Origin of the sequence: Streptococcus infantis ATCC 700779, from assembly GCF_000187465.1 — a bacterium.
Taxonomy (GTDB): Bacteria; Bacillota; Bacilli; order Lactobacillales; family Streptococcaceae; genus Streptococcus; species Streptococcus infantis.
In genome coordinates, this window is record NZ_GL732439.1 from 1,157,075 (window position 1) to 1,179,796 (window position 22,722).

Consider the following 22,722-nt stretch of genomic DNA (forward strand, 5'->3'; position numbering starts at 1 on the left):
AAAAAAGCAAGTCCTTTAGAACTTGCTTTTTAAAAATTCATTAATGATTGTAGTAGAGATTAGTCTCTATCCAGCGTTCTTAAAGCAGCCTGATAAGTCTGCTCCATCAGCATGGTAATGGTCATTGGACCAACTCCACCAGGTACAGGGGTGATATGACTAGCAATTGGTGCAACAGCATCGTAATCAACATCTCCACAGAGCTTGCCATTTTCATCTCGGTTCATCCCCACATCAATGACAACAGCTCCTGGTTTGACAAAGTCAGCAGTCACAAACTTGGCACGACCGATAGCTACGACCAAAATATCGGCTTTAGAAGCTACTTGGGCTAGATTGTGGGTGCGAGAGTGGGTCAAGGTTACAGTTGCATTTTTAGCCAACAGTAACTGGGCCATGGGTTTCCCAACAATATTTGAACGACCAATTACGACCGCATTTTTACCTTCTAAGTCAATTCCATATTCATGAAACATTTCCATAATTCCTGCAGGTGTTGAAGGAATCATAACTGGGTGACCAGACCAGAGGCGTCCCATGTTGAGAGGATGGAAACCATCCACATCCTTTTCTGGATCAATAGCTAGTAAAACAGCTTCTTCATCGATGTGTTTTGGCAATGGAAGCTGAACCAAAATCCCATGCCAAGCTGGATCTTGATTGTATTTAGCGATTAATTCTAACAATTCCTCTTGAGTAATGGTTTCCGGAACTCGCACGACTTCACTTTGGAAGCCTGCAGCGATAGCAGAACGCTCCTTGTTGCGTACGTAAACTTGGCTTGCTGGATTTTCTCCGACTAAAATAACGACCAATCCTGGAACCAAACCTGTCTCTTCCTTTAGTTTGACTGTTTTTTCAGCCAACTGTCCTTGTAGCTTGGCTGCTAAAGCCTTGCCATCAATCATCTGTGTCATGTATTTTCTCTTTTCTAACAAATATTTTCTATTATAACAAAAAATCGTTCGGCATTCTAACACTTCTTACCTAAGATACCCTATAGTCTGAAACTATAAGAAAAAGCTCACTTGGAGCTTTTCATGATATTCTTACAAAACCTTACTCAAGAAATCCTTGGTTCTTTGTTCTTGGGTTTGTTCAAAGACTTGCTCTGGAGTTCCGTCTTCAACAACAACACCATCAGCCATAAAGATGACACGATCTGCTACTTCACGCGCAAAGCCCATTTCATGCGTTACGATAACCATGGTCATTCCTGACTGAGCAAGTTCTTGCATAACTGCTAGTACTTCTCCTACCATTTCAGGGTCTAGGGCAGAAGTCGGTTCATCAAATAGTAGGACATCTGGTTCCATAGCAAGACCACGCGCAATAGCGATACGCTGTTGCTGACCGCCCGACAAGCTTTGAGGATAAGCATCTGCCTTATCTGGCAAACCAACCTTTTCCAAGAGCTCATGGGCTCTCTTCTCAGCAACTGCCTTACTTTCGCCTTTTGTCTTAATTGGAGACAGCGTGATATTTTCCTTCACTGTCATATTCGGGAAGAGATTGAACTGTTGGAAAACCATTCCCATCTTTTCACGCATGGCAAAGAGGTCATTTTTCTTATCGGTAATGTCAACACCTTCAAAGATAACTTTTCCTTTAGTAGCTTCTTCGAGGAGATTCATCGAACGAAGGAGGGTTGACTTACCGCTACCAGAAGGTCCGATAATCACCACTACTTGTCCTTTTTTAATTTCAAGATCAATTCCTTTTAAAACTTCATTTTTTCCAAAGTTTTTATGAAGGTTTTCAATTTTTATAAGTGTTTCAGTCATTATTTCTTATCTCCTTGTCCCATACGATTTTCAAAAGCTTTCAAGGCCAGTGTCAAGATAGAGGTCATAATCAAGTAGTAAAAGGCTGCAAATAAGAGCGGTGTTAAAGGTAGGTATGTGGTTGTTGATACTGTAGTAGCTCCATTCCACAACTCCATAACCCCGATAGCTGACAAGAGCGAGCTATCCTTGATAATAGTGATAAACTCATTTCCTAGAGAAGGTAAGATATTTTTGATAGCCTGGGGTAAAATGACATAGCGCATGGCATTCTTAGGGCGAATACCTAGTGAATAAGCTGCTTCTAATTGTCCCTTTGGCACTGCATTAATCCCAGCACGAACTGTTTCTGATACATAGGCACCACTATTCATAGAGATAATCAAAATCCCTGGAATCAAGCGAGTCAGATCAACATCTAAGATCCCAATTTGAATAGTCGGAGCACTAATATGCATCAAGGCAAATGCAATCATAATCTGCACCATCATCGGAGTCCCACGGAAGACCCAGATATATAGATTAGCAAACCAGGCAAGTGGTTTAATTTTTGAACGTTGTGCAAAGGCCAACAGCACTCCTAGAATGGTCCCCAAGAAGACCACCAAGATAGATATGATAATTGTTACAACGGCTCCATAGTTAAAATATGGTAGATATTTCGGTAAAAAAGAAAAATTCATGGATATTCTACTTTCTGTTTTTAATATTTAAACTTAAAACTTGTATAAGGATAACATATATTGCATAAAAATTCAACATTTTCTCCTAATATTTTCAATAAATTTTCAAAGACGATAGAAATAGCGAGAAATCTTAGTTTTTTTCTAGTCAAGTCGAGTCTGTTTATGGTAAAATAGTAAAGATAAGAAATGGAGGAGAATCAAAATGGAATCACATTTGGTTAGAATCATCAATCGCTTAGAAGCAATGACTAAAGATGGTGGTAACTTGAAACGTAACTTTGAGCGCGAAGGAGTTGTTGTCGCAGAGGTTGCTTTTAACCACGACGAAGAAAACGGACCACTCTTTACACTTCGTGACGTTGAAGCTCGTGAAACATATACATTTGATAGCATCGACCTCATTGCGATGGAAATCTACGAACTTTTATACTAATTGTTGAATAAATGCCGGAGAAGTCTCCTGCTTTGACCAATGAAAATCCTTTTTGCATGACAAATAGGATTTTTCTTTTTATCCCTATATTTCATCTACAAAACTCTTTTATCATGACTTCTAAGACTCAATCTTTTTACTTGCTTTCCCCTTCAATCATGATATAATGAGACTAAAGAACTTTGACTATTTTTGACCTTTCTGTTTTAGTCAAAGCCAAGAAAGAAACGAGGTAGTGGTATGCTCTGTCAAAATTGTAAAATCAACGACTCAACGATCCATCTTTACACCAATCTTAATGGGCAACAAAAGCAAATTGACCTTTGCCAAAATTGCTACAAAATTATCAAAACAGATCCAAACAATAGCTTATTCAAAGGCATTACAGATTTAAACAATCGTGATTTTGATCCATTTGGAGACTTCTTTAATGATCTGAATAACTTTAGACCTTCTTCAAATAATAATGTTCCTCCAACCCAGTCAGGTGGTGGATATGGTGGCAATGGTGGTTTTGGTTCCCAAAATCGCGGGCCAGCTCAAACACCTCCTCCTAGTCAAGAAAGAGGACTCTTGGATGAGTACGGTATCAACATAACCGAGATTGCCCGCCGTGGAAATGTCGATCCTGTTATCGGTCGCGACGAAGAAATCATCCGTGTCATTGAAATTCTCAACCGTAGAACCAAAAACAATCCTGTCCTTATTGGAGAGCCTGGTGTTGGTAAGACCGCCGTTGTCGAAGGCTTAGCACAGAAAATTGTTGATGGTGATGTTCCCCACAAACTTCAAGGGAAAGAAGTCATCCGCTTAGACGTAGTTAGCCTTGTCCAAGGCACAGGAATTCGTGGACAGTTCGAAGAGCGCATGCAGAAACTCATGGAAGAAATTCGTGAGCGCAAAGATGTCATCCTTTTTATCGACGAAATTCACGAGATTGTCGGCGCAGGTTCTGCTGGAGACGGCAATATGGATGCAGGAAATATTCTGAAACCTGCCCTTTCTCGTGGCGAACTTCAACTAGTGGGTGCTACTACCCTCAATGAATACCGCATCATCGAAAAAGACGCCGCCCTTGAGCGCCGTATGCAACCTGTTAAGGTGGATGAACCAACTGTGGAAGAGACTATTATTATCCTCAAAGGTATCCAAAAGAAATACGAAGATTACCACCACGTTCATTATACAGATGCTGCTATCGAAGCGGCTGCTACTCTTTCTAACCGCTACATCCAAGATCGTTTCTTGCCGGACAAGGCTATTGACCTCCTAGATGAGGCTGGTTCAAAAATGAACTTAACCTTGAATTTTGTGGATCCAAAGGTTATCGACCAACGCTTAATCGAGGCAGAAAATCTCAAGGCTCAAGCAACTCGAGATGAAGATTTTGAGAAAGCTGCCTACTTCCGTGACCAGATTGCTAAATATAAAGAAATGCAAAAAACAAAAGTAACGGATCAGGATACACCAATCATCAGCGAAAAGACGATTGAACACATTATTGAGCAAAAGACTAATATTCCAGTTGGTGATTTGAAAGAAAAAGAGCAGTCTCAACTCATCAACCTAGCAGATGACCTCAAGGCTCATGTTATTGGCCAAGATGATGCAGTTGATAAGATTGCTAAGGCTATCCGCCGTAACCGTGTTGGACTAGGCACTCCAAACCGTCCAATTGGTAGCTTCCTCTTTGTTGGTCCTACAGGTGTCGGTAAGACAGAACTTTCTAAACAACTAGCTATCGAGCTTTTTGGTTCTGCTGATAGCATGATTCGCTTTGATATGAGCGAATACATGGAAAAACATAGCGTTGCCAAACTCGTCGGTGCCCCTCCAGGATACGTAGGTTATGATGAAGCAGGTCAGTTGACTGAGAAAGTGCGCCGCAACCCCTACTCACTTATCCTCCTTGACGAGGTTGAAAAAGCCCATCCAGATGTTATGCATATGTTCCTTCAAGTATTGGATGATGGTCGCTTAACTGACGGTCAAGGTCGAACTGTTAGCTTTAAGGATGCCATCATTATCATGACCTCAAATGCAGGTACAGGAAAAGCTGAAGCAAGTGTTGGATTTGGTGCAGCTAGAGAAGGCCGTACAAATTCTGTCCTTGGAGAATTAGGCAACTTCTTTAGTCCAGAATTCATGAACCGCTTTGATGGTATTATCGAATTCAAAGCTCTCAGCAAGGAAAATCTCCTACAAATCGTTGACCTTATGTTGGATGATGTGAATAAACGTCTCTCAAGTAATAACATCCATTTAGATGTAACAGATAAGGTTAAAGAAAAACTTGTAGACCTTGGTTACGATCCAAAAATGGGAGCTCGTCCACTCCGTCGTACCATCCAAGACTATATCGAAGATGCCATTACAGACTACTACCTTGAAAATCCAAGCGAAAAAGAACTCAAGGCAGTCATGACAAGTAAAGGTAAAATCGTGATTAAGTCCAAAAATAAAACGGAAACAATCGAGTCAAACGACTAGTTCCTCACATACAAAAGAATGTTCTTGCTTGACAGTGAGAACATTCTTTACTATTATAGAAAGAAAGCGCACTCACGAAGGAGAATTTTATGGCAAATCCAACATTTGGAGAAAAAAAAGAGGGAGTAACCTACAAAAATAGATATGGCGTTTATGCAGTCATACCTGATGCAAATCATGAAAAGATTATCCTCGTACAAGCTCCAAATGGTGCATGGTTCTTACCAGGAGGTGAAATTGAAGAAGGTGAAAATCACCTTGAAGCTCTCAAACGAGAGTTGATTGAAGAATTAGGATTTACAGCTGAAATCGGCACCTACTACGGGCAAGCTGATGAATACTTCTACTCTAGACATCGTGACACCTATTACTACAATCCAGCTTATCTCTATGAAGCTACTTCTTACCAAGAAATCCAAAAACCTCTGGAGGACTTCAATCACTTAGCTTGGTTCCCAATCGATGAAGCTATTTCTAACTTAAAACGTGGAAGTCACAAATGGGCGATTGAAGCTTGGAAAAAACAACATCAAATTTAAACTATCTTTACCAAATTTCCCAAAAAGTGCTATAATAGACATAGAAATACAGGAGGAAACCCTATGAAGCTTATCAATACTACAAATTCACACTCGCAACTTGTTAAAAGTCAGCTAGAAAACACAGACGCAACGCTTGTAGAGGTTTATTCTGCGGGAAATACAGATGTTATTTTTACTCAGGCTCCACTTCATTACGAAATCCTCATTTCCAATAAACATCGTGCAATCCGTGAAAAAGAAATGGAAAAAATTAAAGAATTTTTCCTCAGTCGTAAAATTAATCAACAGGCTATTGATAAGGCAAATATTAAAACCCTCTATTCTGATAAATTGATTGAGATTTCAATCCCTACAAAATAGAATTAATCTACCCTACAGTTAAAACTGCGGGGTTTTTTAATACCTTTTCTTGTTTATATCTTTAAATAAATTATTGTGAATAAAGCTTTTATGTGAAAATTTCACATTTCAATCGAAAAATGTGAAAAATTTCGTTATAATAGATAGAGAGATTTTAATGAAGGAGTTTGATATGAAAGAAATAGTATACAGAGAAGCCAGGCTAGATGAATATCAAAAAATTGGAAAAGTGTTGGCTGGTGCCTTTATGGACTACCCTTTCATGACTCTTATCAAAGATGATTTAAAAAAAACAGAATATTACCCAGCATTCTTAGAATTATTGGATAGCCTTCTGACCAAACTCTATATCAAAGGAGAGACCTGTCTGATAGCTGAACAAGACGGGGAAATCATGGCCGTTGCCCTCCTGCAACAAAAGGATTTTTCCATTCTATCTTATTTGCTGAATGGTATGGTCAAGCTTTTCCGTTTTATTACTCCTCGCAATCTCTTGAAATATCTTGATTTGGTGGAACGTTCCGAACAGCATTTGAAAAGATCAGGAAATTTTGACTGGTATTTGATGATGTTAGGTGTCAACGCTTCTAGTCAAAACCAAGGAATCGGGAGTGCTTTTCTACAAGAAGGTGTTGAACCTTATCTTAAATCCAAAGGCTGCAAACGCTTGGGCTTGATTACTAGTACTGAAAAAAATGTTTGCTTCTATGAAAAAAACAAGTATGAATTACTAGATTCGATGATGTTAGAATACGGAACAAAATCTATTGGAAACTGGGCTTTTGTAAAAATCCTGGATAACTAATTTTCTTTGAAACAAAGTATAAATTTCTAATTATCTTTTTATATTTTCTTAAATGCTCGTAAAGCCTTATTCTATGTGCTTTCGAGTATTTTTACTGTAGGAAGATACTTCACGTTTCTTTGCATATTTCCTCATGTCTTAGCTGTCAGAAGTGGTAAATAAGTAGTAAATTCATTTGTACTACTAAGCAACAAGACGCTCCTGTTGCTTCTCTTTATTCAAGCGTTTCATTTCTGCCATTGCAGAATCGAATGTTGCATGTGCGTAATAGTTCAGCGTCATGGCTATATTAGCATGTCCCATAATGTACTGTAATGCCTTTGGATTCATTCCTGCATTTGCATAGTTGGTACAGAATGTATGTCGCAAACTATGTGGAGTGATGTGTGGCAATTTATCCTCGTTATACTTATTGTATTTCTTAACAAGACCTTTCATCATGCCGTTGTAATCACTTGCCACTTTTGGATAGTTCTTTCTATTAAGAAAGAGGAAATCACTATATCCATCAATCTCAACACGCTTATCATTCTTTCGATTCGCTAACACTCGCTTAAATGCTTGATAGGCTTCTTCAACCATAGGAACTTGACGTTCGCCACTTTTGGTCTTTGGTGTTTCAATGTAGTACCCAATTTCAGTATCTCTCAATAGCTGATGGTCTATATTGACAAGACGATTCTCAAAATCTAAATCTGGAAGTGTCAAACCACCAAACTCTGAAATACGAAGACCTGTTTTTAAGAGTATCAGAATTTCATCATAATTTTTGCTGTAGGTTTTATCAGCTTTTGCAAAGGCTAACAGTTTTTCTTCCTGTTCTTCTGTTAGTACGGTCTTAGGGACAGTATCATCATCAAGAACTGCTTTCAGTTGAAAGTCAAATGGATTCTTCCGAACACAATCATCTTGTATAGCAATATAGAATGAAGCCTTTAAAGAACGTTTGTAGTTATTGATGGTTTGATAAGCATAACCATTTTCACTCATTCTAATAGCCCATTCTTTAGCGTCTGATGGCTTAATACTGTCAATACTTCTTACACCTAACTTGTCTTTCTTCAAAATATCCATAAGATATTTGCGTCCAGTTTCAGTGTTTTTTCTAACCTTTGGTCTTTGAGCGTTCTGTTTTGCGTAAAGCTGGCAGAGTGTCATTTTCTTTCCTACAACATCAATACCATCATGAATGTCTTTCTGTAACTCTGCGATTTTCTCTCTAAGTGAGATACAATCACGCTTTCCTGCTGGTACTCGGTCTGTAGCCACAAGTTTCCACGAGTAAACAAATTGCGGTTCTCCAAATGAATCTATATATTTGTATAAGTATCTTCCGTCTTTTCGTTGGCTCTCTCCAGTCTTTAAGATTCGACCTTTATTGTCACGTCTTTTTTCTGACATGGCATTTGCTCCTTTCCTTTATGGAAAGAGCCTTGATACGACTTAATACTATTTTATCATATACAAGACCCTTTGGCGACGCTAGATTGCGTCCAATGTATCTATAATTTTTTCAAATTGTTTTCGTTTAATCTGAATACGATTGCCATTCATAATCAGCCAATTTGCATTTTTATTTTCCTCTGCCAAGCGTCGTAGCTTGTTTTCGCCAATACGAAAATATTTTGACGCTTCTTCAATGGTTAGGGTATAACGTTCCCAAATAGGAATGTCAGTCTGCTTCATAAAATCCTCCTTTCCAAATCACTTATTTGGATTTCATAAAAGTTGTTTTACCAGCAATCGAACAGCTTTAGCAAAGCTCACGGGAGTTCCACCCCTGCATGGTTCTCATGTAGCCATACTCATTGCCTGCGACGGTTTTATCACGCTCGGACTATTGACTGTATGGGAGTATCATTATCACGATAAGAATGTCGTTGCAGGCAATCCTGCTAAAGATTGCTTCTCGGATCACTAACATGAATCGCTCGCTATCTTTATAAGATAGGTCATGGCGGTTAGTTCCGTTGGCTCTTTTCTTATCGAAACGTATTCGATTACTTTTATTCAGTTTTCAAAGAACAATGGCTCGTTAGCCTATCAAAACACATTGAAAGCTCAATATGCTTTGGTGGAATAACAAACCTCCCTGTTCGGGAAGCGTGGAATGGTTTAGCACGCTTCCACGAAAGGAGAGAGGATATTACTTAATTTCAAATGACAAAATCTTTGTAATCAGTCTGGTTTCCATTCTTCCACGTAAGACTTCATCAACGACCATACTTTGATTGCCATATTCATCTTTCATAAGTCGTAGGGAACGCTTCGTTATGTACCCTCTGTAATGATGTAGAATCTGGTTAATCGCTTCGGTATCGCCATCTGTTGCCTTTACAATGAGAGGAAAGGGAATCATAGGATATTGTGTTTTCATTCTTCAAATTCCTCCATAAACTTTTTAATTAAGGCTAGTCCACTGGTTCTATGCCGATAGACAGTAGAACGGTTCAATTTCAACAGGTCTGCAATTTCTGAATCGCTCATGTCCATAAAGTAAAACAGCAGTAGAATTTCACGTTTCTTGTCTGGCAACTCACGTAATGCTTCACTCAACAAATCATTTTCAACGCCTACTGATAACCCATTGAGTGTAAAAATCTGAAAGTCAGTTGAATAGTTATCTGTTGTCGCAAACTGGCTAACAAGATAATCGCCAACATCCGAAAAGGACACCTCACGCTTTGCAATCCTTGAAAGATAAAGCATATAATTCTTTCGCTCGTCTTCCATAGCACGTTTACAGATATAGTCAAACTGATTTTCTATTGTGGTCTGAAAAGAAGATGGTTTCATGTTTCTCACCCCCTTTCTGTCTAGGAAAGGAAGTGAGCCTTGCTCGTTTATCTCCTTTCACTCTTAGTCCCAATGTGAAAGGGGGATTTGTTGCATTACTGATAAATAAACTTTGTAAAAAAGTTCTGAATAGCCAAAAAAGCATATAAACAGATTTATTTCTCTGTTTACATGCTTCTGTTATTCTATCTATATGATTTATAAAACCACATTGGTGGACGTACTTATCTATTGCAGATAGACGACTTTTTTTGACAAGAACCCAATGTAAGGAAATTTATTGTATATGATGTACTTCATGGCGACGTTGACCTCCAACAAACCGCCATTTGGAAGTAATATACAATATTTTAACAGCGTAAATAGCACTACCATATAACGGTTTTTTTTATTGGCGTTTAGTAGTGCTTTTTATTAAATATAAACCTATAAACCATATAACACGTTTTTCTATACCTGTTTTTAATTCAGTAGGAACAATAAAATGTATAGAGGTGGTCTACTATGCGTAAAAAAGAAGATAAATATGATTTTAGAGCCTTTGGTTTAGCCATTAAAGAAGCTCGATTGAAACGAGGTTTAACTCGTGAACAAGTGGGAGCATTGATTGAAATTGACCCACGGTACTTAACTAATATTGAAAATAAAGGGCAACACCCCAGCATACAAGTTCTTTATGACCTTGTATCGTTACTTCATGTTTCCGTTGATGAATTTTTCTTACCTGCTAATAACTTGGTAAAAAGCACCCGACGATTACAGATAGAGAAATACATGGATAGCTTTACAGACAAAGAACTATCCTTAATGGAATCTTTAGCCAGCGGTATCAACGAAGCAAGAAACATCGAAGACTAATTAAAAGAATCCATACATAACGGAAAGAGCCGATAAAATGAGATTGTATTAATCTCATTTTATCGGCTCTGCGTCTTTGCGTCTGGCTCTGTAATCACAGTTACTTTGAACTGCTTTATTTCAATTAAATTTTCTTGTCTGCATTTCGGACAATAGAGGGGGAATTTTTTTAATTCAGTATCTTCCCTTATCTTTAATCGTGTTTTATTTCCACATACAGGACACAATATCCACTTGTAGTTTATAATAACTATCTCCTCCTTTACACTTTAATTCAAATCTTTATTAAAAAATATTTCATCTTATTTAACAAGAAACCATATTTATATAACAACATAAAATACACTAAGTTATTTTATTGAACATATATCGTACTTTATCTATCCGACTATTTGGACGACGGGGCTGGCAAACAGGTTCACCGGTAGTAACATGGTACCCTTTTAACTCTGTTAAACAAACACTACGTCCATTTGTAAAGAAAGTTAAATCACTACGATATTCTTGAATACACCGAGCAGGGATTTCTCCACTAAGAATGACCTCATTATTTTTCAATTGAGTGTCTACGATGTTCGCACAATATTTAGGAGCATCGGTGTATGCTCGTGAAAGATATTCCTGTGGCGCATAAATTTTAAAACTAAGATATGGCTCTAACAATTCTGTTCCAGCTTTTTTTAAGACTTGTTCCAATACAATAGGAGCAAGCATCCGAAAATCTGCTGGGGTACTAACAGGGCTATAGTATAAGCCATACTTAAAACAGATTTTACAGTCCGTCACATTCCAACCATACAATCCTTGTTCACAGCCATAGCGTATCCCTTCCATAACTGCATTTTGAAATGATTGATTTAAGTATCCAAGAGAAACCGAGCTCTCATACTGCATTCCACTTCCCAACGGAAGCGGTGATACAGATAAACCAATGGAAGCCCAGAAAGGATTCGGTGGAACTTCGATGTGAATGGTATACTCTGCTTTTTTTAACGGTCTTTCCATATAAATGACTGTAGGCTCTTTTAGTTCTATCTCCACATGATACTTTTCTTGCAGCAGAGCACAAGTCACTTCCATTTGTACTTTCCCTAAGAAAGAAAGTATGATTTCATGTGTCGCAGAATCCACATAATATCGCAGAAGCGGGTCACTGTCGGAGATTTCTAAAAGTGCATCAAGTAACATTTCCCTTTGTTGAGGTTTGCTCGGTTCAACAGTCGTTTGCAGCAGAGGGAGGGGATTTTCAATTCTCTCTCTCTGTGGCAATAGCTTTGTATCTCCAAGAACACTATTTAACTTCAAAAACTCATTCTGCAAAATAACAATTTCCCCGGAATAAGCCTTATCGATTTTACATAATTCACCATTTATTGAAGTATACATTTCTGTAATTTTTATTTTTTCCTTTTCCGATATTCTAACCGAATCTCGCAAATGCAGTACGCCACTATAAAGACGTATATATGCAAGACGCTGTCTTTTTTCCGAATACTCAATTTTGAAAACTTTTCCGCAAAGTTCAGACTGACCTCGATGTGTTGATGAATAAAATTTATTCGTAATCACTTCTATAAGGTTATCAATCCCTATATTGTTTTTTGCACTTCCGTGATAAACAGGGAACAGGGAACAATTATGAAATCTTATGCTTTCCTCTTGTTCGAGTTCCAATGCTTCTAATGATTTACCGGACATATATTTCTCTAAAAGGTCATCGTTTCCCTCTATTACCGTATCCCATTGTTCAGATTCGGTAAAGTTCGTCACACACATATTAGGATACAGTTCTACCTTCTGTTTGATTACAATTTCGGCAGAAAGTTTCTCTTTAATATCCTGATAAACCGTTGATAAATCAATTCCATTTTGGTCAATCTTATTGATAAAAAAGATTGTGGGAATCCCCATTTTCCTAAGTGCATGAAATAATATACGAGTTTGTGCTTGTACGCCATCTTTTGCAGAAATCAGTAGAATTGCCCCATCTAAAACTGATAATGAACGATATACTTCTGCTAAGAAATCCATATGTCCTGGCGTGTCTATGATGTTCACCTTCGTATTTTCCCACTGAAAAGAGGTTATTCCTGTCTGAATTGTAATTCCTCTCTGACGTTCTAAAAGCGTATTATCCGTCCTCGTTGTACCTTTGTCCACGCTTCCTAATTCTGTAATCGCTCCACTGTTATATAATAAGCTTTCTGTTAAGGTAGTTTTTCCCGCATCAACATGAGCTAAAACTCCAATATTAATAATTTTCATGTGATTTTCCTCCATTCAAAAGCCCAAAAGGGCATAAAAATCCCAGTGATAAATACTCTTATCACTGGGATTTTTATGCATAACCATAGGCATACAAAGCATACAGATATTCTCCGGATACTTTAGAATCACATGATAAAGGTATTCTTAAACTGGGTACAAAAAACTAAGCCCTCCTAAAAAAGGACATCCAATTATTTGTTCGCACTATCAAATTGACAGTTTATTTAAGAATACCTTGCCGCATATTTATTAACTCCTTTTAAATAGATACTTAAATAATAGCACGTAAGAGCATATTTGTAAAGGAATCTCCAATTTTTTATCAAAGAGAGTACGTGATTACAAAATAGCTGTAATAATGTACCAATATTTGTTATTCTATAATCTTCCAATTACTCCCGTTCTTTTCAAGTACCAAATCAAATTGAGATACCTGCGTTGCTTTGGTCTGCTGGTCGATATACTCCACTGTCAGCGATACCGTGACTTGATTATCCTTACGATTGTGAATAGGATTTACCAGTTCTTGAAAGATGTACTCTTTTCCGATTGGTTTTAATATCCCGTCATTCACATAGTAGGAAAGTTCACTGGCTGTCGCTGTAGGATAGAGCTTGAAGAACGTCGTTAAAAACTCATTGATTTCATTGGTTGTAATGGAATCAACCGTCCCCTCACTTTCAATGGCTTTTGGTTTATAACTTGATTTCTTAGGTATGTTGGTAATGGTCGGATTCTTAACCAGTACCATATTTCCAGAACCATCTACATAAACACTCACTATATAAGCAGAGTGGACGGTCTTTGTATTTTCTCCCTCTGTAATGAGCTGGTCTACACTGTAGGTTACATTAAACTCATTGTCGCCAGTTGGCTCTACCGTCCATATCTGAAATCCTCTTACAGAAGACGATACAGGAATATCTTTGCGTACTGTATCAACATTGAGAGCTTGAAGTTCATCTGTCAGATAGCCTTTTAGACTTTCCATTCGATTATCAATGGACTTATCGGATTGCTCCCATGAATAGTAGACTTTCGCAAAGTTCTCTACAAAATTTTCTACATGATGAGTATCAACGTATTCCTTTTCTATGATAGTTGTTTCGTGAATAGTATGAGTATCTATAGCTGTAAAGTGCTTGAATATCGCAAAGCTGAAACTAAGCCCTAAAAGTACCCACAAGGCAATCACAACCTTTTTATGAGGATTGACCTTATAGACACGAGGTTTCTTTTCCTTTGGTATCTGTTTTTCTTTATTCTGATTTTTTCTAAATTTCATCATTAAATCTTCCTTTCTCATTGTTTGATTCGTCCTGCTCCCACTAAATGCTGTTGCCAGTAGGGGCTTGTTAAGTCGGCATAACCGATTGGGTCGCCTGCATGAAACATACGGTTATTGCCAAGGTATATCCCAACATGAGTAATATAAGAGCCAGCGTTATAGGTAGAATGAAAGAAAACCAAATCGCCAGCTTGTGCTTCCGATAGTGGGATATGCTGGGTCACATCATATTGCTGTTGTGCGGTTCGTGGTAAGTTAATTCCAGCTTTTCCATACGTCCATTGTGTCAGTCCGCTACAATCAAAAGAAGTAGTCGGGGAAGCTCCACCGTAAACGTATCGCCAGCCCTCATATTTCAGTGCTTCGTCCATGATGGCTTGTACCGTATCATCATCAAACTCTGTTGTGACAAGATACTGCGTTACCAGTTGCACATAAAACATATTGCCATAGTTGTATCGCCAGCCCCCATTGATAGGTATGGCTATGGGATTGGGGTAAGACACTTTTTCGCCACCTGAATACTCTTTTGAGAAACTTTGAGCCAGTTCAAAGGTATATTTATTTCCACGATTAGCCACATACCCTAAGAAACCACCACCATAATTGTAGGACTGGATAACCGATTCTAAATCTACACTGAGCCTTTCGCTACTGGCTAATAATTCACTGAAATACTTCACACCTTGCTTAATGGATTCTTCTGTACTCAATGAATTAGGTGGAAGACCGAGGGATTCCGAGGACTGCATAACATCTTCCGCAGTACCGCCCGATTCCACCTGTATAATCGCAAGAAGTATGTTGACATATTCTTCAACGCCATATTCTTTGGCATATTTTTCTACCATAGGCTTATGAGCCAGCACTTCTGCGGAAACATTCACACCTCCATAATGAATATTGGAAATTCCGCTGTCCTGTTCATCTGAAAATAAAATGGCAACAAACAGAAGCAGTGAGAAGACCATCAAGAATAATCCAGAACCACCAATCACTAAAGTTTTCAACTTCATGGTTTCTTACCGACTTTCTTAATGGTGGCGGTTTTGATTGGTGGTCTACTTCTTGTATTTTGTAGTGGTACTCTTTGAACAGTAGACGGACGTTCTTTTGTGATTGGACGTTGTGAAGTTCTATCTGCTGTAGTGGTTGAAGTTGCTGGCTTTTGAACGGTTTTTTCTTGAACGGTATTGCCTTGGCGTTCCACTTTTGGACTTGAAAAATCGGACTTAACTGCTGGACGCTCTTGTTTGGCTTGTTGAGATTCCTTATATGAAGTCTGAATATTAGACTGTTTTGAGGTCTGTTCATCATGATATTGTTCTTGTCTTGTAGTCGGTCTTTCATGAACAGAAGAAGCAGGCTGTTTTTTCTGTTTGACCTGTTCCATTTCAGAGCGACGCTTCGCAATGGTTTTTCGCCTTTGTTCCTGCTGTTCCTTGCGTCCACTGGCTCTGTCCGCTTTGGTTTGAGAAATACTACTGGTTAAATCACGGACATTCTCTTTTACTTTGGATTTTCCTTGATATACTGCATATCTTGCATTGGTCGGCAAATCTTTAACCTGTTCTTTCAAACCACTAGCAGTGTCTACCATTCTGTCTTTGGTATCAGCTACTGTACCGATGGTTTGACCGATACGTTTTCCAAGTGTTGATTTTTCCTTTCCGTCTGGTCGGGAGTGATCTGCTTGTGTCCTTGCAGAACTCCCCGAACCCGACTGTCCTTTTTTACCTGTAACAATGGCAGACCCAGCCCCTAGAGTAGTCATGGAACGTCCAAGTTTCCGCTGTAGACGGTGCATGTGAGCGTGCATAAGCATACGAGGTTTTCTCATCACACGACTTCCCACACTTTGAGAATCGTTACTCTGTAGAGAAAACATACTCATTAAATCGCCCAGCTTGAAGTAGATTCCTGCAAAGGTCACAATCTGTAGAAAAGCAATCAAAAAGAACGGATAACCAGCCGATAAGGTATAGAGCATGGTTGAAATACTAAATGCTGTCGTAATAATCAATGTGATTCCAGCTCGTGTCAAAATGGTATTAAAGAGCTTTGTTATGGCTCGTTTTGACATACCATCAAATGATGGAATCATGCTTAAAATAAAGCTCACAGGCAGAAACATAGCATAGATGATAAAAAGTACCTGCGAGAAAATCATGATTCCTGTTAATAGGAATACAAATATGGAAATCCCAATATTGAAGACAAATAGGAAGAAGACTGTACCTAAACGGTTAATGGTCTTTGTAATGGTTAGATTGGTATTGCTTCTGTCTTCAATTTCTTCCGCAACAATTTTTTCTCTGTCTTCGCCATTGTTGGAATCTGGGCTGGTGGAGAGCAGGCTTTCCACACGGTCAATACCGATACTTTCAATGTCTGAACTGTTGTATTGAAGCAGTAGCCACGGTTGCTGAACCTGTATGGAAAACAGGCTATCTCTGATTAAGTCCACGCTGTCCTTGCCTTGACTATCGGAATGGGGCATGACAATCTTCGTGCCAAGTGATAAACTGGCATTACTGATGTCTGATGAAAAGTCATTGATTTTTTTAATGTAGTCGGGAGCGTAGGCAATAAAGGAAGCCGATAGGATAAACACCAGCACAAAATTCATAATGGCATGAATTGCCTTTGTGGTTTCTCTCTTTATCAGTCCCGTATAGGCAACATAAACCCCAAGAACCAAAATCAAGAGTAAGAGGAATCCAACATAGAAACCCTCTGTTGAAAATCCGTTTGCACTCACACCAGCTAAGGTCTGCATATTCTTACCAATGGAATCTGCTGTAGCGGAAATGAAGTCTAAGGAATAGGCTTCCTGTACTAAGTAACCTGTCGCATTGGAAACATACAAACTGATTGTCCAAATAAAATTGGTAATGGCATATAGTCCATACATGACCTGTTTTCCAATCCCGTCCGACCAGTTCCACGGAAGCCAGCCCCAGCTATTATCCACATAAAAATCCAGTTGATAGTTTTCAAGTGGGTATCGGCTGTATTCATTTGCCACATTGACCGTATCATCTACCAAGCCCGCAGCTTGAACCACCGTTCCCAGCATGGCTAAAAGAAAAATGGCAATCACAAGTGTGAAAGCCACTGTCATTGCCACTTTACCTAGACGTTTCAGCGTCCAGTTTGATTTTATTCTGTTTACTATTGATGGTTTCACATTTACACCTCTTTTCGCACAGGTGGTCTGGTATCAAAGGCATGGAGCAGTTCTTCAAATACAGGGTGGAACTGTATCACACCGACACGACCATATAAATCACTGATAAGGCATTGCCCGTTTTCCAAATCACGCAATCGCTTCTGATTGTTTTCGTCCTCTGGGTCTACACCAAAAAAGGCTAAGGTCTTTTTAATCTCGTTAAGGTCAGTGGAACGAAATGCAAATTTTAAGCCGAGGTTATTTTTCAGTTTTTCATCTAAGAGGTCGTCTGTATTTTGGGTCACGAAATATACCCCAGCGTTCATAGCACGACCAGCCCGAACCAGCTTCATAGATAGTGTTTTTCCTTGTGCTACCTGTAAAAAGCTCCATGCTTCGTCTAAATCTACAATCTTGAAAATGCTTCGGTCTGTATGGATAAAGTCTAAAGCAAAGGTACTAATGACAATCAGCATAGCAACGGATAAAAGCTCCATAGTGGTATATTCCTCAAAGGAAGTTTCCTTGTCGGGAAGTACCAAGTCCGCAACCTGTATAATGTTCAGTTGTTTTTCTAAGCTGATAGACTGCTCCACATAACCATTACTGAATAATAAATGTGCAAAGTCATAGTCTGTAAAACTTTCGATATGGTCGGCTATACTGGTACTTAGTGGCGTATTCTCAACCCGTAATTCCTCAATCACTTTCATCAACCCTCGTACTTCACTATTGGTTACTGCACGAATGGCTTTTCTAAGGATTGGGAAGCGTTCCCCATCACGAGAGGAAATCCCCGTAAGGAATGTCAGAATATCAATAGCCAGTGATTCAGAATCTTTGGGATTTTTCATAATCACATAAGGGTCAAGTAAGCCTTTGTTTTTCTCATCAGAAGTCAGAGTGACGATATTGATTTCATGGGAAATCTCTGGCAAGGTTTCTTTCCATCTGCCACGTTCTGCTTTTGGGTCTACAATCACTGCTTGTGCCCCATAAAGCACCGCATAATAGACGATAAGGTTATTCGCAAAGGATTTACCACCACCCAGCGAACCAACAAAAGCCGACGCTAACGCATTGGTTACTGAACCCTTAACCCCTTGACTGGCAAGAGCAGGTTTCAGATAGACATTGCGTCCAGTATCTAAGCTGTAGCCAACATAAATCCCCTCATTTTCCCCCAGCATTTGAGTAGCACCAAAACCTAAACCAGCGAGGAAATCAGAGGTCACGTATTGAATATAATCATTCATATAACGCTTGCTGGCAGGTAAAAATTCTTCATGTAAGCCGAGCATATCCCCAAATGGTCGTACCAGTTTTACGCTTAAATCGTCATAAAAATCTTTCACTTCATTACAACGACGTTTGAGTTCGTCAAGATCATTTGCTGATACCCTTACCACATAAGACAGCTTGTACATAGATTCCTTGCTTTGGTCTAAATTGGTTTCCAGCTCATTCACACTTTCCAGAGCTTCCGCCACATTGGAGCTGGTTTCATTATCACTTTGCCAAGCGTGGTTATCCAAGTCTTTCAGTTCTTTCTTTTTATTGCGGACAGTAGATAGGGCTTTACGATTCGCTACAATTTCCACATTCATTGACGTATCAATCGGGAATGTAAATTGCTGTTGCTGGTAGTAGAAGATTTCAGAGGACGGGAAGTCCAGTTCTCCGACAATGCTGTTAATGGTAAAGTAAGCTACATAGACGGTTTCATCTTCCTGCTGGATTTTCAAATATCGCTGTTTTTCTTCCACCAAACAGCGAGTAGGCTTAATCAAGTCATAGTATTTAATCAGCGTTTCATTATCCAGCTTTTTCTTTGATAGATGGTACTCATACTCTTCATAGGCAGTGCCTGTCTGTCCGTAAAGGTGTTCAATCAGATAGCCGAAGTCGTCCTTATCTAACCTGCGGATTTTGAAACGACGAGAGATTTTATTTTCTAAGAGCTTTTCCATCTTCTGAAAACGCAGGATTTCATCATTACTCATACTAACAAAATCGCCCATCAGCTTATGGTTCACATCATAGACAAAATCAGACAAAGCATTTTTTGCTTCAACGGTAAGACTTTTCATAGAAAACTCCTGATCGTTGAGAAGCAACTTAAAGCCGATAAAGAAACGGTAGTTCACTTGATTTTCGCCAATCATGGATATTAAAGCGTCTGTCTGTTGGTCGATTTTGTCATAGGCAACCGCTTTGAGCTTGCCAGTGACTTCATTTTTGGAACGCTCTTGTGCAGAACGTATGCTGGATTCTGTACTGATTTGTAAAGCATGAATTTTGCCATCACGATTTTGTGCGATAAGCTGTCTGAAAGAATCATGCACTTGTATTTTCTGTTCTGGACTTAGAAATGAGTAATTGTAAGGAACAAGCTCATAGTAAGCATAACATTCCCCGTCTTTATTCCAGACGAGATTGTTTTCAATGTATTTAATTGGATATGCCATAAAATTCACTCCTAACTGCTGTAATGGCTTCTTGTGGCTGGTTTCTGCCAAGCGTTACTTTTTTTCCTGCATAGGTCAGCTTTGGTCGCAGTGCATAAGCAATGACAGACTTCAAAAATCCATAAGGCTTTTTACCATCAAAAGTTTTTGTAGACATAAACCATGTGAAAGCCACAGGAATCCCAAAGTATTTGAGAAATGCTCCCTCTATCATGGAAAGAGGGGGCAAGTTGCCAAGTATCATCACTGCAAAGAGTGACACGACAAACCATGTCATTTGCGTAAAGGTTATGGGAAACGGAAGTCTAAAATCATTGATAGAATACAGTACCTTTTCCACAGACCAGATACTGGTATAGCTTCGTATTTTCTTCATGTAATCAATCCTTTCATAAAAAATAGGGGTAGCTGATTGAGCCACCCCGTAAAATAGAAAATCTGCCAGTAGTAATGTACCGACAGATTTAATAGACGATTTCAAAAATCCCATGATTGGTTGAGATAAACGTTCCTGAAAGGTCTAAATCCCGACCATAGGCTTGATAATCAATATAGTTTTGAAGACTAGCTGGTACTTCGCCTAAAGCACCCGTTTCTTCAATGTAGTAGCGTGCCACGTCATACATATCATCACAATCGGAATGAATGATAATATCCTCTTGATGTTCGCTTAGTTCTTCAATGCTTGAAAAATGAGTGAGCAGAGCAGATAGCTCCGATTGTAATTCTTCGGGTAATTCCGATACCATTTCCCATAGTCGATTGAGTTCGCCAATGGAAGTGTATTCGTCAACCGTAAAGGGTAACTCGTAGTCATGAATGGCGTATTCCTCATATTCATCATTCAAGCCGATTTTCTCTTTGACTTCCTCAAAGTCAATGGGAAAGGTAAACCACGCACCGACCAATTCGCCCTCATTGTATTTGCCTAAATTCGCAATATAGACTTGCATATCGTCCATATATTCACGTCCTTTCTTTGTAGAGATTCAAAAATCCCTACCGCACTTCGTTTGGTGTACCATTCCTTTGCGGAACATAAGAAAACCACTTATATTCCACAAAAGAACGGTTTTATTTAAGCACCAATAATGCGATTGAATAGCTCTAGTAAAATGTCTTTTACTCCAGCAGCGTTGAAGACTAAGCCAACCGCAATAATCGCAATAATTAAAAAGCCAATCAGTTTGCTAAACTCACGCTTGAAGCCAAGATACAAGCCAATCACAACGATTGCTAAAAGCACCAGTGATTGAGCGTTTGATAGAAACCAGTTATAAAGGTTTTGTCCAAAATTCATAAAAATGTTCTCCTCTCTATATTCAATGAATTTGTATTTGAGTTATTTTTTTGGGGTATACACTTTCTGGTATGGATAGAGATTCCATGCCAGATTTTTTTATACAAAAAAGAGGACATTTGCTGTCCCCTCGTTATACAATCAATTCACCACAAAAATCATGAAAGAAGGTTAAACAAATGTCCCATAATGATTCTATCCTAAATATTCTTGGAATTAAAGATAAAAATATTAAAATTATTTCTGTTGAAGAAGCTGAACACAACAACGATTCTGTTAAAGAGTATATAACGCTAATAACAGCTACTCTTTCTTATCCGATTAATCGTTGTCGTAACTGTGGCTTTCCCACAGTTAATAAGGATGGCTTTCGCAAAACTCATGTACGACTGGCAAGTTTAAATGGGAGAAGATATGAACTAGAGCTTCGTAAACAACGCTATAAATGTAAATCATGCCATACTACTTTTGGTGCTATTACTAATTTAACCAAAGAAAATCAAACCTTATCCAGTGATCTCAAAAATCAAATCATGCTTTTAGCTCGTAAAGGCTTATCTGGTCAGCTTATTGCTGAAATGTGTCACTGCTCTCCTAGCAGTGTTCGTCGAACAATCTTAGAGCGCATGGAACCACACTATCGTGTGGCTAAGTTGCCTAAGCATCTATGTTTTGACGAGTTTCGTTCAATTAAGTCTGTGATGTCCTTTATCTGTTGTGACGCTGAAACCCACCAAATTGTCACAAAGTTACAGGATCGTCTATCACCTACCATTGTTGATTATTTTGAAAGTCGTTATTCAAAAGCCGAACGCGAATGCGTTCAATCAGTTGTAATTGATTTAAATGCTCAATATCAAAGTTTTATCTATCGCCTTTTCCCTAATGCCAATATCATTATTGATCGCTTCCACCTTGTACAATTAGCTGGTCGCGCTTTGGACAATTGTCGTATCTCTATCCTAAAGCAACTTGATAAACAGAGCCAAGAATATAAAATTATGAAGTCACATTGGAAGCTATTCCATAAAAAAGCTGAAGATCTTCACCCTGAAGAAGTAGTTTTTCTTCGCGGCGTTAAACAATATATGACTCGCCAAAATGCTGTTGATCTCATTACTAGTAAATTTTCCAAGTTCGCTGAAGTATACCAAACTTACCAAGATATCACGAAAGCCCTAAACGAGCGCAATAGTGAATTACTAGAGTCAACCATCTTAGACTACCAAAAAACCAATACAGAAATGGATACTGCTATTCAAACCCTTCGTCAAAACAGAAAATATGTCTTAAATAGCGCTAAATTTGAATACTCTAATGGTCCTTTAGAAGGCATCAATCGCAAAATCAAAACCCTAAAACGAACTTGTTATGGTTTTGCCAATCAAAAATTTTTCTTTTTAAGAATCGATTGTATTTTTTCGTAAAAAAATACCCCCTACATTTTCGTAGGAAGTATTTTTAGTCAACCA

The 22,722-nt window shown here is 38.6% G+C and carries 23 protein-coding genes and 1 pseudogene; 7 read left to right on the forward strand and 17 right to left on the reverse strand.

Annotation, left to right across the window (positions count from 1 at the left end; genetic code table 11):
* Nucleotides 1-59: 59 nt before the first annotated feature.
* The 3 genes from HMPREF9423_RS08130 to HMPREF9423_RS08140 all read right to left on the reverse strand — a co-directional run bounded on the left by HMPREF9423_RS08130 (nt 60) and on the right by HMPREF9423_RS08140 (nt 2,467).
* Nucleotides 60-917, reverse strand: coding sequence for a bifunctional methylenetetrahydrofolate dehydrogenase/methenyltetrahydrofolate cyclohydrolase (locus tag HMPREF9423_RS08130; RefSeq protein ID WP_006148862.1), 858 nt, complete (start codon nt 915-917; stop codon nt 60-62).
* 132 nt (nt 918-1,049) lie between these two features.
* Nucleotides 1,050-1,784: an amino acid ABC transporter ATP-binding protein gene (locus tag HMPREF9423_RS08135; RefSeq protein ID WP_006148863.1), complete on the reverse strand. Its 735-nt coding sequence runs from the start codon at nt 1,782-1,784 to the stop codon at nt 1,050-1,052.
* Entirely contained in the window at nt 1,784-2,467 is a 684-nt protein-coding gene (locus HMPREF9423_RS08140) for an amino acid ABC transporter permease (RefSeq protein ID WP_004253828.1), read from the reverse strand. The genes HMPREF9423_RS08135 and HMPREF9423_RS08140 overlap by 1 nt, the downstream gene beginning before the upstream one ends.
* A 205-nt stretch (nt 2,468-2,672) precedes the next feature.
* Between HMPREF9423_RS08140 and HMPREF9423_RS08145 the strand changes: the two genes are divergently transcribed.
* The 5 genes from HMPREF9423_RS08145 (at nt 2,673) to HMPREF9423_RS08165 (ending at nt 7,100) form a co-directional block, all read left to right on the forward strand.
* Nucleotides 2,673-2,903 (forward strand): DUF1797 family protein, encoded by a 231-nt coding sequence (locus tag HMPREF9423_RS08145; protein WP_004253825.1) that lies wholly within the window; start codon nt 2,673-2,675, stop codon nt 2,901-2,903.
* A 240-nt stretch (nt 2,904-3,143) separates the two neighbouring features.
* Entirely contained in the window at nt 3,144-5,393 is a 2,250-nt protein-coding gene (locus HMPREF9423_RS08150) for an ATP-dependent Clp protease ATP-binding subunit (protein ID WP_006148864.1), read from the forward strand.
* 89 nt (nt 5,394-5,482) lie between these two features.
* On the forward strand, nt 5,483-5,932 hold the full coding sequence (locus HMPREF9423_RS08155) for an NUDIX hydrolase (protein ID WP_006148865.1): 450 nt from the start codon (nt 5,483-5,485) through the stop codon (nt 5,930-5,932).
* A 63-nt stretch (nt 5,933-5,995) separates the two neighbouring features.
* A complete protein-coding gene (locus tag HMPREF9423_RS08160) occupies nt 5,996-6,295 on the forward strand; it encodes a DUF1827 family protein (RefSeq protein WP_006148866.1) in 300 nt (99 codons plus the stop codon).
* Nucleotides 6,296-6,467: 172 nt separating this feature from the next.
* Nucleotides 6,468-7,100: a GNAT family N-acetyltransferase gene (locus HMPREF9423_RS08165; protein ID WP_006155614.1), complete on the forward strand. Its 633-nt coding sequence runs from the start codon at nt 6,468-6,470 to the stop codon at nt 7,098-7,100.
* Nucleotides 7,101-7,283: 183 nt separating this feature from the next.
* Here HMPREF9423_RS08165 and HMPREF9423_RS08170 read toward each other — a convergent pair whose 3' ends face one another.
* From HMPREF9423_RS08170 to HMPREF9423_RS08185, 4 genes are all read right to left on the reverse strand, one after another.
* Entirely contained in the window at nt 7,284-8,501 is a 1,218-nt protein-coding gene (locus HMPREF9423_RS08170) for a tyrosine-type recombinase/integrase (RefSeq protein WP_001291561.1), read from the reverse strand.
* 81 nt (nt 8,502-8,582) lie between these two features.
* On the reverse strand, nt 8,583-8,786 hold the full coding sequence (locus tag HMPREF9423_RS08175; protein ID WP_000814511.1) for an excisionase: 204 nt from the start codon (nt 8,784-8,786) through the stop codon (nt 8,583-8,585).
* 460 nt (nt 8,787-9,246) lie between these two features.
* Nucleotides 9,247-9,477 carry a helix-turn-helix domain-containing protein gene (locus HMPREF9423_RS08180; RefSeq protein WP_000857133.1) on the reverse strand — a complete coding sequence of 77 codons (231 nt, stop codon included), beginning with the start codon at nt 9,475-9,477 and terminating at the stop codon, nt 9,247-9,249.
* Nucleotides 9,474-9,896 (reverse strand): sigma-70 family RNA polymerase sigma factor, encoded by a 423-nt coding sequence (locus HMPREF9423_RS08185; protein WP_000804885.1) that lies wholly within the window; start codon nt 9,894-9,896, stop codon nt 9,474-9,476. Before HMPREF9423_RS08185 ends, HMPREF9423_RS08180 begins: the two co-directional genes overlap by 4 nt.
* A gap of 504 nt (nt 9,897-10,400) precedes the next feature.
* On the opposite strand from HMPREF9423_RS08185, the gene HMPREF9423_RS08190 reads away from it, so the two are divergent.
* Nucleotides 10,401-10,754, forward strand: coding sequence for a helix-turn-helix transcriptional regulator (locus tag HMPREF9423_RS08190; protein WP_001227347.1), 354 nt, complete (start codon nt 10,401-10,403; stop codon nt 10,752-10,754).
* A 59-nt stretch (nt 10,755-10,813) separates the two neighbouring features.
* Here the strand turns inward: HMPREF9423_RS08190 and HMPREF9423_RS12035 are convergent, their stop codons facing one another.
* The 10 genes and pseudogenes from HMPREF9423_RS12035 to HMPREF9423_RS08235 all read right to left on the reverse strand — a co-directional run bounded on the left by HMPREF9423_RS12035 (nt 10,814) and on the right by HMPREF9423_RS08235 (nt 21,250).
* Nucleotides 10,814-10,981, reverse strand: coding sequence for a cysteine-rich KTR domain-containing protein (locus HMPREF9423_RS12035; protein WP_000336323.1), 168 nt, complete (start codon nt 10,979-10,981; stop codon nt 10,814-10,816).
* Between the two features lie 118 nt (nt 10,982-11,099).
* Nucleotides 11,100-13,019: a tetracycline resistance ribosomal protection protein Tet(M) gene (tet(M), locus tag HMPREF9423_RS08200; protein WP_006155610.1), complete on the reverse strand. Its 1,920-nt coding sequence runs from the start codon at nt 13,017-13,019 to the stop codon at nt 11,100-11,102.
* A gap of 15 nt (nt 13,020-13,034) precedes the next feature.
* A pseudogene (locus tag HMPREF9423_RS12855) lies at nt 13,035-13,082 on the reverse strand (hypothetical protein); the annotation flags it as partial.
* 313 nt (nt 13,083-13,395) lie between these two features.
* Nucleotides 13,396-14,328: a conjugal transfer protein gene (locus HMPREF9423_RS08205; RefSeq protein WP_001224318.1), complete on the reverse strand. Its 933-nt coding sequence runs from the start codon at nt 14,326-14,328 to the stop codon at nt 13,396-13,398.
* Nucleotides 14,325-15,326, reverse strand: coding sequence for a bifunctional lytic transglycosylase/C40 family peptidase (locus tag HMPREF9423_RS08210; protein WP_000769868.1), 1,002 nt, complete (start codon nt 15,324-15,326; stop codon nt 14,325-14,327). Before HMPREF9423_RS08210 ends, HMPREF9423_RS08205 begins: the two co-directional genes overlap by 4 nt.
* A complete protein-coding gene (locus HMPREF9423_RS08215) occupies nt 15,323-17,500 on the reverse strand; it encodes a CD3337/EF1877 family mobilome membrane protein (RefSeq protein ID WP_000804748.1) in 2,178 nt (725 codons plus the stop codon). The genes HMPREF9423_RS08210 and HMPREF9423_RS08215 overlap by 4 nt, the downstream gene beginning before the upstream one ends.
* A 2-nt stretch (nt 17,501-17,502) precedes the next feature.
* A complete protein-coding gene (gene tcpF / locus HMPREF9423_RS08220; protein WP_000331160.1) occupies nt 17,503-19,950 on the reverse strand; it encodes a conjugal transfer ATPase TcpF in 2,448 nt (815 codons plus the stop codon).
* The gene (locus HMPREF9423_RS08225; protein ID WP_000723888.1) at nt 19,934-20,326 is read right to left on the reverse strand and encodes a conjugal transfer protein; all 393 of its coding nucleotides are present in this window, start codon (nt 20,324-20,326) and stop codon (nt 19,934-19,936) included. Before HMPREF9423_RS08225 ends, tcpF begins: the two co-directional genes overlap by 17 nt.
* Nucleotides 20,327-20,414: 88 nt before the next feature.
* The gene (locus HMPREF9423_RS08230) at nt 20,415-20,912 is read right to left on the reverse strand and encodes an antirestriction protein ArdA (protein WP_000342539.1); all 498 of its coding nucleotides are present in this window, start codon (nt 20,910-20,912) and stop codon (nt 20,415-20,417) included.
* A 116-nt stretch (nt 20,913-21,028) separates the two neighbouring features.
* A complete protein-coding gene (locus HMPREF9423_RS08235; RefSeq protein WP_001009056.1) occupies nt 21,029-21,250 on the reverse strand; it encodes a hypothetical protein in 222 nt (73 codons plus the stop codon).
* 179 nt (nt 21,251-21,429) lie between these two features.
* Here HMPREF9423_RS08235 and HMPREF9423_RS08240 point away from each other — a divergent pair, with 179 nt between their 5' ends.
* On the forward strand, nt 21,430-22,677 hold the full coding sequence (locus tag HMPREF9423_RS08240) for an ISL3 family transposase (RefSeq protein WP_000019067.1): 1,248 nt from the start codon (nt 21,430-21,432) through the stop codon (nt 22,675-22,677).
* The last annotated feature ends 45 nt before the right edge of the window (nt 22,678-22,722 follow it).